Origin of the sequence: Photobacterium sp. GB-1 (genome assembly GCF_003026165.1) — a bacterium.
GTDB lineage: Bacteria > Pseudomonadota > Gammaproteobacteria > Enterobacterales > Vibrionaceae > Photobacterium.
Map to the genome: position 1 here is coordinate 15631 of NZ_PYOB01000015.1, position 12218 is coordinate 27848.

Genomic DNA, 12218 nt, shown 5'->3' on the forward strand with positions numbered 1-12218 from the left:
ATGTTTCCTGTTAAACAAATTTTCCATGAAATGTCAGCCGAGAAACTTCGCTTAAGTCTTACTATTCTTGCCATTGTTTGGTCGACAGTCTGTATTAGTACCATGCTCGCAGCTGGTGAGGGTTTACGCCAAGGGTTAATTCGCAGTTCGACAAGTGGAAACGGTAATCTTATTTATGTATCAACCGGTGTCGCATCCATTAATTATGGTAATTTTTACAAAGGAAAATCACTTGATTTAGCCATTGAAGATCAAAAGCTTATTAAAGCATTACCGACAGTAAAAATGGTTTCAGCAACCGCAACATGGGAAGAAAGTGCGCATTATAAAGATCGCCAAGCCTTTATGTTCCCGCTTGCGGTTGAAAACAATTATAAAAAACTCAATGATTTAACATTAACGGCCGGTAGCCGCTGGTTTAACCCTCTTGATACAAAAGAACAGCGAAAAGTCGCTATTTTAGGAAAAACAACAGCAGCGCTATTATTTAACAAAGCTGCGTTTAGCTGGGATAAAGACGTAAAACTCGACAGCGATCCTGTTGGTAAACAATTTAAAATTGGTGATGAAGATTTCACCGTAATTGGTGTACTAAAAGATGATCGTAACATTGAGTCGGGGTCTTCCTCTGAATACAGCATATTGGTGCCGCTGGCGACATGGCAACGCTTTTATCCCAATTCTCCAATCCAAGGTATTAATGTAGAACCTCAACCCAACGCCAACCGTGAACAATTGGCCAAAACTATACGGCAAGTAATTGCACGAAAATACAACGCGGATATTGCTGATGAACAGTTAATTCAAACGGATGACATGCTGCTACAGCAAGAAACCATGCGTTCATTTTTACTCGGGCTACAGAGTTTCTTAGGCATTATTGGCTTTGTAACATTAGGCGTTGCGGGAATAGGTATTGCAAATGTCATGTACGCCAGTGTAAAACGCGCAACACGTGATATTGGAGTTCGGATGGCAGTAGGAGCAACGCCTAGCCATATTCGTTTACATTATATTGTGCAAGCTATGATGACGATGGCTATGGGTGGTTTTATCGGGTTATTAATGACACTTGGCCTTGTCAGCATCATTGACGCAATCCCTATTTCAGATTCGGGTTTTTATGCTCGTTTGGGCAGCCCTAAACCTGAGTTGTCACTGTCCGTTATGTTAATCGTAATTTCTGCATTAATTCTGGTTGGTATTCTTGCAGCTTGGTTCCCAGCGAATAAAGCCGCAAGTATTACGCCATTAGAGGCATTACAAAGTGAATAAAATGACAAATACATTGGGTACCTCCCCGGCACACACAGCTTTAGTTGAGCTTAATCATATTTGTAAGTTCTATGGCGAAGAAAATAATTTAGTTAAAGCATTAGATAATGTCTCTCTCACTATTCATTCTGGTGAGTTTTTATCAATACTTGGCCCTTCAGGCTCTGGTAAGTCTACCCTGATGAACATGCTAGGTTGTTTAGATAAGCCGACATCTGGCGAATATTTGCTGGATAATAACGATGTATCATCAATGACAAGCCACCAACTTGCAAAAATCAGAAACCACAAAATTGGTTTTGTTTTTCAAAGTTTTAACTTATTAGAATATGCCACTGCATTAGATAATGTTGCGCTACCTCTCGTGTACCGAGGCGTAAAAACAAAAGAACGTCGAGCAAAAGCGGCAGATTTATTAGCCCAAGTAGGACTCGCTGATCGTATTCACCATAAACCGAATCAATTATCGGGTGGTCAAAAGCAGCGTGTGGCAATTGCGAGAGCTTTAGTTAACGATCCACAAATTATCCTTGCGGATGAACCAACGGGGGCATTGGACTCTAAATCAGGCGCAGAGATTGAAGCACTTTTTAATGACTTGCACCAACAAGGAAGAACCTTAATTGTCGTCACTCACGATGTCAGCCTAGCGGAAAGAACGCCACGCATTATCACTATCAAAGATGGACAAATAGTTTCTGATAAAAAGACAGGCTATAAACCGCATTTAGCATCGGCAGTTATTTAATCTTAAATATAAAATAGCGGGCATTTTGCTCGCTATTTTATAATTTTCGTTCTAAACCGTATTTTCTTATTTTTCAATAGTACATTGATATTGATAATTACCATTTGTTTCACCTGAACTGTTTTGTACTGATTTCTTTAAACATTTAGCATTTTTAATAGAAAGCTGTTTTAGTTTTTTATTATCAATATCATCGAGACCAATGAAAGGCTGTAACGTATCCACTAACTGTTGAGCTAATTCTTCTTTAATCGTGCGTTGCTCTGTCACTTCTTTATAATCACACTGCATTTCGTGCTGATGAGTATCGCAATGTATATCATCAACAATAACCCACGCTTTACCCATGCCATGCTCTACATATACGATTTTCGCCAATACGTTATACAAAGCCTGATCATTTGCCATTGCATGTGAACTAACTAATAACCCCACCAGCAACAGAGTTTTTCTCATGTATCTTTCCTCTTTTAATGTGGGTTAACTTTACCACATCAAAAAAGCGAAACTTTATATCCAGTAAAATTTAACACTACTCAAACATTTATCGCTAAACTCATGTTCACTTTTACTTAGTTGTTTGTAAGAGATCTCTTACAAACAACTAAGACAATCACACTTAAATTTGAATATAGTGTCCATGTGATTTTTATAATCATTTGTTTTTAAACAAATAAGATCAATACATACAAATAATTAATCGATACAACAAAGAAAATTTCCCTCTCTATATCTATATTCTATTCCTACTTTTACCTATTATTAATGGTGTCAGAGGGAACTGGCGACAGGAACAGGATTGGAACCAAGGACGTTGGTGATCTCAGGATGAGATGTGATGAACTAGGATGGTTTATCAAACAAGGACTGTGATGGAGACTACTGGAAGTAGTAAAGGTAAATAGGATATTTACCAGTCAGGATGACACAAGGACACTTCAAGAAGAAGTAAAGGACACCTCTAAGGAAAGAGATGAGAGTTATAACAGGATGTTATGACGGGTTATGGAAGCCATAGGAACAACTTCAGGAAGAAGAAAAAAGGATTATGCTGAAGGATTACAGCAATCAAAGGAATGATGCAAGGAGCACGATAGTAGCAGGATGGCTGCAAGTAAGACCTAAGGGCGCAACGAAAGTTGCGCCCTCTCTTTTTTAATACTATGTAAAATAATGCTGCCTAAACCACTATTCGGCAAGTGTGTCTATGTTGAGCTGATTAAACTCAGTGATACGCCCTTTTCCTTGCATCTTTGATTGATACATCGCCATATCCGCACAATGTAAGACACTATCAATCCCCGTCACATCTTGAGGTTCAATATAGTAACAACCGATACTCGCACCAATATTAATACTATAGCCTTTGATATTAATTGACTGGGAAATATTGTTAATAATACGCTCTCCTATATTTAAAATAGGTTCACGACTATTAACCGGATTGAGTACAGCTACAAATTCATCTCCAGCTAAGCGCGTAACAATATCGTTTTGACGAACACTCATCATTAATTTCTTAGCGACAATTTGAAGTACTTTATCGCCAATATCATGGCCGTAAGAGTCATTTACAAATTTAAAGCCGTCTAAATCAATAAACAGTACAGCCATTACATCGCTACGAGGTAAAGTAAGCGCTTCTACTAGATAATGGTGTAAGAATTCACGATTAGGTAAATGTGTTAATGCATCATGCTGAGCAATATACGCTAAACGTTGTGCTTCTTTTACTGAGCTGATATCGGAAGCCAACACAACAATTTGGCTCTCATTACTTTCAGTATCAATCAGTTGATTTATTTTTAAATGTAAAGATGTCGTAACACCTCTCTTACGATTAAAGAACGAACATTCTCCTTGCCATTGCTGATCTAACGACAGAGACATTAGAATTTCTTTTCTCATCAGTAGTGTTTCGGTTTCAATTAATACCGAACGGTAATATTTACCAATAATGGTTCCGTGCTCTTGACCTATCAATTCACAAAAAGCGAGATTCACCATCTCAATATAACCTTGGCCATTGAGTAATAAAATCGCTTCACGGCTATTTTCAAAAATCTTAGCCGCTAACTGTTGTTGCCGCTCTGCAACACTCCGTTCCGTCACATCTTCTAGCGCAAATAAAGTCTGGTTTTTATGCTGTAGCGGATGGCTCACTACTTGATATATTGCCGTTCCCTTTATGCCAACCGTTTTAACTAAATCATGACTAAACTGCTTATTGCCCTGTAGTGTTTGATCTAATTGATCTTGAAATTTTTCAAGATCAACCGGTTTAATCACATCACAAATATGTTGGGATTGCAGAACTTGTGGTGAATCGTGAAATAGTTTCGAGCTGCTATCATTGGCTAATATTATATGTCCAGAATGATCAACAACTAACAGCGCATGCTGTACTGTACTAATCACATCATCGGCAAATTCTTTCTCATATTCTAATTGAGAAATAGTCTGTTTAATTTTTAATTCACGCTGATTCAGTTTTATGATCATCGTATTAAAACAATCGATCAATTCACTTAGCTCATCTTTCGAACTTGTAGGATGCTGTACAACTTCAGTTTGATTAAAGTGAATCACATTAATCATCGCATCATTCAGTTGACGGATAGGACTGATCATCCAATGCCGTAATCGACGGATAACGAAACTACTAAATAAAATTAAAATCACTAATAAATACAAGCTAATTTCTATCTGAGATGATTTAAGGGCATGTAATCTATCAAGAGACACAACAATGCGCATTTTTGCAAGCTCTGTGTTCTCTATATAGATAGGGATCTGCATATATAAATACTGTTTACTAAAAACATGCCCTTGCGCTTTAACTATGACCTCTTCTGCTTCATTTGCTGGTAAATGCCTATTATCGGTATTGTTAAATCCAGCAAAAACGACATCGTTTGCAGTTAACACAGAAACAGATACGATCATTGGATCGGCTGAAAATGCCGATAAAATCTCTTGCCCGGTTGTCGCGTCGTCAAACTGAATAGCGGCAGTTAAATTCGTACCAATACCCGTACTTAATATCGTAATTCGATTTACTAAATTTTGCTTTTCACTCTCTATATATTTATAAGAGCTTAACGTTTGAAATACGATAAAAAGTACAACAACAAAAAAGACTAACGGCAAATATAGACGTTGATTAAGAGAGAGAGAATTCATCCAATTATTGCGCATGATTTTCCCCTCCCTGCTGCTGGCTATTGAGAGAAGGAAGTATAGCTATTTTCAATAATTTTGAACTTATTGTTAACTCAGCTTTTTTGGCACTCGATATAGCAATAACAGGGCGGATTTTATTATTGACTGAACGTAATTCAATCATCCCTCCTTTTGCTAAAAAGGAATTACCAGTACCAATCGTCAGCACCCCTTCTTTAATTGGTATTTGAGTTAAACCCAGTTCTTTTTGCCTAGAAATATAAGCAATTTGGCACTGCGCAAGCTGACTAATGCTCGTTAACGTAACAATCTTGTTATTTTTAGCTTTCAGCAATCGGCTTAATGTTAACGCGATATTATCAGTACCTAAAGTGCAATAAGTTAATGTTCTGTCGTCTTGAGGCCAAGTAACAAACTGAGAAAAACGGTAAATATAGACAGCAGATATTTCATAGTCAGCAACGCTATCTGCATTGGCTTTATTTGCAAAAGTATAGATACAAATAAGTACAACAGCAGTAAAACACAGAAAGTACAAACGGCAGAAATGGTAAGGCTTTGCAAGCAGCCCTACCATCTTATTCAACACAACTTTACCTGGAGTGAAATAGTTACTCTGCATTCCGCCTCATTACAATTTTGTCCATGAAAAACGTAAAAACGCTGTTTCTTCTAATGGTACTTTATTCGGTAAATCTTCATATGTTGAACTACCTAAACCATCAACCACAAACTCAACCAGTGGCCAATCTTGATTGTATTGCCACGCAACACGCACATCCATTGTCGTTATTGCAGGCGGCTGATAAAAATCAAGAGATGATGATACCGAGCTCTTATGTTTTAGCCAGCCATCTATTTGCCATTGTGAGTTAATCGTCCACATCATTTGTAACGAAACGTAATGTTTTGGCTGAAGATTATACAAAACTTTGTAACCGCCATTATCATAGCTATTACATGTCATATATTCTGTACTGCATTCAGCCTGAGTATCAATATAACTGTATGATGTATTGATATTTATATCATTTGCTGGCTGCCAAAACAGTGACAATTCAGCACCGTAACTTTGTGCATCAATAGCATCAACTAATTTAAACTCGTGAACGGCTAATTGACCAGGTTGTGTCGAACCATCAACACATTCACCGTAGCGACAATACCATGACCCATTATCAAGCATCCGCAAATTTTCATAGTGACTTAGGAAAATCGTTGTATCGAACGATAATGTATCTGAGAGTTTCCCTCTATATCCTGCATCCCATGTAACAACCGATTCATTATCCATATCAGAATTACCCGCCGTCAACGCAAGCATAGGATATTGGGCATAACAATTTTGCTGTGAAACATCACAATTAGGCAAGGGTGCAACTACAAATCCTAATCGATATAAATCAGTCGTCGAATCAACCGAGGAAGGTGTTACAACAGCTCGACCAACGCCCGCCCAGAATTGATGATCATCAGAAGCGCGATACAACAATCTCGCTTGAGGCTGAATCTCAGTCGTATTATTTCGAGTGAAATGTTCAACTTTTCCTCCTATGCTAGAGGTGAACTTATCTGTTAGCCGAGTTTCTAATTGCGAGAAAACATTATAAATTTGCTCGCGTTCTATTTGCTTCGAACTAGTACGACGATATGGCTCCATACCAAGGTAAAAGTCTGCTTTTTTCTCAGGAACTTTTATTTTGGTATAACGCGCACCTAAGCCTAATGTCAGCTCATTATTTTGATTTATTTGCTTGATTGCTAACACATCTGTATTAAATGTATCGTATTCACCATTCGCGGAGGGTTCTGTTCTTGAGTTACTATCAACCCACAATGTTGCTTCATACTGCGTATCATCAACCGTTTTACCTAGGTTTAAATTAGTATAAAAACCACGAGAATAATCTTCTAGCCCTACTTTATAGCCAACGACAGCACTCATTGGATCATTAGGGTAAAAGGGGGTCTCTAAAATTTCATAACGATACCAATCAGAATGTTCAGACTTGGTATGATAACCGCCTAACTGAAATGTTAAAAATCGATCATCTTCAACATAATCCGTACGAAATGAAATATCATAACTATTCCATTCATCATCATTGAAAGTGTAATAGTCAGATTGAACACCTTTCATTGATAATCTTGCTGTTGTCACATCATTAATTTGAAAACCGTTACGATAACTAACTTCTTTATAATTATATTCACCTACAGCGACTTCAAGAAATTGTCCCAACGTTTCATTACTATTTTTAGTAATGATATTAATGACGCCGTTAGTTGCATTCCCCCCCCACATTGTCCCGGCAGAACCGCGTAATATTTCAATGCGATCAATGTCATCTAAAATAGCATCAATAGTGTGCCAAAAAGTCCCTGACATTAAAGGACTAAATACACTACGACCATCAACCATGACTAATAATTTGTTAAATAATGCCTCGTTTAAACCACGTAAGGATACTTGCCAATTAAATTCACTGATTTTAGTTACCTGTACTCCTGGCGCTAAAGTTAAGGCTTCAGCTATAGAACGAACACCACTGCGCTTAATTTGCTCATTGGTAATAACATAAATAGCAGCAGGCACATCACTTAACGATTGCTCTTTCTTTGCAGCCGTAGTAACTGTCACACTTTGCGTTGTGAGGTCATCTAAATCCATCGACATCAAGTCATCAATTTCAGATGCTAATGAAACATTGCCGTAGCTAGAAAAACAAAGTACTGAAAATAAAATAGATGGTTTGATTAAGTAATTTTTCATAATTATTAGAAAGTAGAAATCTCAAACTAATTCTAGCAAAGTAGTTCTGTTTTTTAATAATTACAATTTATAAACTTCAAATAGCCAGCAAAATACCTCAAGGGAATAATTGATAGTAAAAAATATTCTTTTTCATTTATAATGTAACAATTAGATAAATATATAGCTAACATAGCGATATCCAAGAAGTTAAATATACATTTATTATCATAACAATTAATAATTCACTATTAATTTGATTCCAAAAAGGAATTATTTTTTTCTTAACGAAATGTAAATAATCCGATCAAGTTAACACTAAGTTCATGATTTATTAACAGTACTAACATTGGTGAAACCGGATTATCTCTAAGATTATTTTTTATTAGCCATTATCCGCAATAAATAAAGGTGATATCTAGAAATTCGACACTGATTCAATATTCTAATTAATAATTCACTCAATTAAAAAGGAGCTTTGCAGCTCCTTTTCTATGGCTTAGAAATGATAGTCATCAGCTATTAGTGATCATGCTTTTCAACTAAATCTTGTTCTACTTCATCATTAAACACTTTAGGTGGTGGCGTCCAACCACGTTCTGACTTCGTATGCTTGTCAGTCCGCTCTTGTTTCATTACATCACTTAATGTTGACTCTAATTGGTTAAACAATTCCACATAAGAGGTATTAAAACGATCTTCTTCTGTACTTTCTAACCATGTTTGATAAAGCTTCTCTTTACTTCGGGCTTCAGTTTCAACAAATGTAGCCTTTTGCTGCTCAGCTCTGAATGGATGCACCCCTAAATTTTTCAGCGCTTCTGTGCCCAAGGCTAGTGCAGAGCGGTATGTTTCACTGATCACGTAATCAGCACCAGCGCAACGTAACGAATAATGATGACCTCGATCATAAGCACGTGCTAATACCCGTACTTGAGGATATGTTTGCTTAATATAATGAACAAGCTCTGTGGCTCGTTCTTTATCATCAATGGCAACAATAAACAGTTTTGCATCTTCAATACCTGCGGTATGAAGCAAATCATGTCGCGTCGCATCACCAAAGAAACTCTTAATATTAATTTGGCGCATGTTGTCAATTTGCGTTACAGAGTGGTCAAGCACGACTGTTTGCACCCCATTAGATGCCAATAGTCGGTTTACAATCTGACCAAAACGGCCAATACCCGCAATGATGACTTTCCCTTGCTCATCTATTTCATCAGCTTCACGCTCGTTTTTAGCCTCGCAGAAACGAGGTAAAATCACACGATCATATAAAATAAATAGACCTGGTGTTAAAAACATAGATAGCGCAACCACCAGTGAGAGTGTTTGGCTCATTGACTCAGGTAGAACGTTGTTTTGTACGGTATAGCTTAATAATACAAAACCAAATTCACCCGCTTGCGCCAAACTTAACGCAAAGAGCCAACGGTCGCTGCCTTTTACCTTGAAAATAAAAGAAAGTACCAACAGAACAATAAACTTAACCAACATCGCACCAATGGTTAAGCCAATTACTGTGCCAAATTGATCAAACAGTACGTTGAAATCAATACCCGCACCAACAGTAATAAAGAAAAGCCCTAATAGTAACCCTTTGAAAGGCTCGATATTAGATTCAAGTTCATGTCTAAATTCACTATTGGCAAGTACCACGCCAGCAAGGAAAGTACCGAGTGCTGGTGATAAACCAATTAGACTCATTAAGGCAGCAATACCAATAACTAACATCAATGCTGTTGCGGTAAAAATTTCACGCAAGCCCGATGAAGCAACAAAACGGAATAACGGACGGCTTAAATAATGACCACCAACTACAACACCAGCGATCGCTAAAATAATTACAATCGCATAAGCCCAACCGGGAAGACTCGCTACTAGGCTAAGATCATCATGATGTTCAGCAGCTTTTGTCACAACGGCTTGTGACTTTGCCACTAATTCAGGTACTGCCAGTAAAGGGATCAAAGCTAACATTGGGATGACGGCAATATCTTGAAACAGCAATACTGAAAATGCGCTTTTTCCACCTTCTGTTTTACTTAGCCCTTTTTCACTGAATGTTTGCAGTACAATCGCAGTAGAAGAAAGTGAAAAGATAAGACCAATAGCAAGGGCGTAAGACCAAGCAATATCAAATAAATGTGCAATACCCATCACGGTTAAAGCGGTAACAACCACTTGTAAACCACCTAAGCCTAATAAGCGATGACGCATACCCCACAACATTTTAGGCTCAAGTTCTAAACCGACAACAAACAGCATCATAACGACACCAAACTCAGCAAAATGCTGAATCGTCGTGGTTTCGCTACCAACTAAACCAATAACGGGTCCAATAACCACACCTGCGATTAAATAACCCAGTACTGAACCTAGCCCTAATCGCTTAGCAAGCGGAACAGCAATAACGGCGGCCACCAAATAGATGAAAGCCTGCAAAAAATATCCAGTCATAGTCGTCTCTTCTATTTAATGACTAATTCTAGGCTGTGATTCATTTTTGATAATTTACTCGCAACCTCATAGTTGAATTTATTATCTTGAATCGCAATCAGAACACGTTTCCAATCTTTAATGTGCTGTTCAATACGGTTTTCTTCATTCGCCATGCCCGCACCAAAAAGTGCAAATGGCGCTAGAAAATCCATACCCGTTAGCTCTGCCATTTGCTCTAGAGGTTGTAATAACTCACGAATGGTATAATGGTTAAAACCTTCTTTACGATAACTTGATTCAGGGCCTCCGGCTGTCAAAGCACAAACAAATTTTTTACCAACCAGTTCATTCCCTTCACTGCCATATGCAAACCCGTACTCAAGCACTAAATCTTGCCATTCTTTTAATAACGATGGGGTGGAATACCAATAGAGTGGAAACATAAACACAACAACGTCATGTTCACGAAGGCGCTGTTGTTCTTTATCTATATCAATACGATAGGTTGGATATTCGGCATATAAGTCAACGCACGTTACATTGGCTATAGTTTTAGATGCATTAAATAAGGGTACATTGATCTCTGAACGATTTGGCGAAGGATGGGCAAATAGGATCAGAATTTTAGGTTGAGACTCAGGCATGATTTTCCTGTTTTAATAATATTTCGTTCCACGACGACGATGTGACAACTAACCGCTTCTAAAGTTCCGCACTATGTATACAAACAACAAGTTACATCCCTAAAAAGAATAACGATTATACCTGAAATTACACAATCAACTTTAGTTAAATATTTATTGATATCTATAGATTATTTTCGTGAATAATCTGAAATTTCATCAATACGGCTAGGTGGTACACCAAAATATCGCTTAAATTCTCGGCTAAATTGAGCAGCACTTTCATATCCTACTCGTTGAGACGCAAGGCTGGCTGAAAGACCTTCTTGTAAAATATAGTTTTTAGCATGATTCAGCCGAATTTTTTTGATGTACTGTAAAGGAGGATCCGTGACAACTTGTTTAAAAACTTTGTGAAAAACTGAGACGCTCATCCCAGCCATTGCAGCTAGTTCATTAACATGTAATTTTTGCGCAAAATTCTTTTGCACATGGCCGATCACGGCCGAAATTTTAGCTAAAGAACTGTCTTGCTCGCAGTAGTGTGCCAATAAATAGCCTTTCTCACTTTGCAATAAGTAATAGAAAAACTGGCGGAGAATCGAGGGGCCAAGTACCTTAGCATCAAGAGGATTATGCAAAACATTAAGCAACTCCAACATACAAAGATACATTGACTCAGTCATTGGTGCAGGGGAAACACCACAGCGTGTGTCTAACTCTCCCCAATTTTTAGATTCTAATTCCATATCAGAAACTAACTGGCTGATCACATTAATATCAATATCAATATTGATCCCCATTAATGGTTCTTGCTGAGAGGCAAATGTTTCACATGTTATAGGATAAGATGTCGACACAATAAGACATTGTTCAACGTCATAACCAAACTGATGTTGATTTAAATGCCCTATTTTACTTCCCTGAAAAATAACAACTATTCCTTGTTCATACATTTGTGGCGTCAGCTTATGGTAACGATCAATGCGAAATAATCGCACACCAGTTAGCAACGTATGCACCCGATTAGTTTGGTCTGATATTTTGTAATATTCACATAATTGACTAGCAACTATAGCTAGCTCTCTTTTAAGCTCAGCTCTCATTGTACATCCATCAAACCTGTTCATTAACGATCGACATAACAGTCATTGTTTTGCCATTCTACACCTATTTACCTTATAACTAACAT

At 37.6% G+C, this 12218-nt stretch carries 9 protein-coding genes; 2 read left to right on the forward strand and 7 right to left on the reverse strand.

Going from position 1 to position 12218, the window contains the following annotated elements; all coding sequences use genetic code 11:
• Both C9J45_RS14340 and C9J45_RS14345 read left to right on the forward strand, forming a co-directional pair.
• Positions 1–1275, forward strand: a complete 1275-nt coding sequence (locus C9J45_RS14340; protein WP_105061979.1) for an ABC transporter permease — start codon at positions 1–3, stop codon at positions 1273–1275.
• A gap of 1 nt (position 1276) precedes the next feature.
• On the forward strand, positions 1277–2023 hold the full coding sequence (locus C9J45_RS14345) for an ABC transporter ATP-binding protein (protein WP_233217764.1): 747 nt from the start codon (positions 1277–1279) through the stop codon (positions 2021–2023).
• A gap of 66 nt (positions 2024–2089) precedes the next feature.
• Here the strand turns inward: C9J45_RS14345 and C9J45_RS14350 are convergent, their stop codons facing one another.
• The 7 genes from C9J45_RS14350 to C9J45_RS14385 form a co-directional block, all read right to left on the reverse strand.
• Positions 2090–2479 (reverse strand): hypothetical protein, encoded by a 390-nt coding sequence (locus tag C9J45_RS14350; RefSeq protein WP_107261139.1) that lies wholly within the window; start codon positions 2477–2479, stop codon positions 2090–2092.
• A 732-nt stretch (positions 2480–3211) separates the two neighbouring features.
• Positions 3212–5221, reverse strand: a complete 2010-nt coding sequence (locus C9J45_RS14360; RefSeq protein WP_107261141.1) for a diguanylate cyclase domain-containing protein — start codon at positions 5219–5221, stop codon at positions 3212–3214.
• Entirely contained in the window at positions 5211–5783 is a 573-nt protein-coding gene (locus C9J45_RS14365) for a YfiR family protein (RefSeq protein ID WP_233217780.1), read from the reverse strand. The genes C9J45_RS14360 and C9J45_RS14365 overlap by 11 nt, the downstream gene beginning before the upstream one ends.
• 54 nt (positions 5784–5837) lie before the next feature.
• Entirely contained in the window at positions 5838–7979 is a 2142-nt protein-coding gene (locus tag C9J45_RS14370; RefSeq protein WP_233217765.1) for a TonB-dependent siderophore receptor, read from the reverse strand.
• 501 nt (positions 7980–8480) lie between these two features.
• The gene (locus C9J45_RS14375) at positions 8481–10421 is read right to left on the reverse strand and encodes a monovalent cation:proton antiporter-2 (CPA2) family protein (RefSeq protein WP_107207538.1); all 1941 of its coding nucleotides are present in this window, start codon (positions 10419–10421) and stop codon (positions 8481–8483) included.
• Positions 10422–10432: 11 nt separating this feature from the next.
• A complete protein-coding gene (locus C9J45_RS14380) occupies positions 10433–11047 on the reverse strand; it encodes an NAD(P)H-dependent oxidoreductase (protein ID WP_107207537.1) in 615 nt (204 codons plus the stop codon).
• A gap of 170 nt (positions 11048–11217) precedes the next feature.
• A complete protein-coding gene (locus C9J45_RS14385) occupies positions 11218–12132 on the reverse strand; it encodes an AraC family transcriptional regulator (protein ID WP_107246153.1) in 915 nt (304 codons plus the stop codon).
• Positions 12133–12218 lie beyond the last annotated feature (86 nt).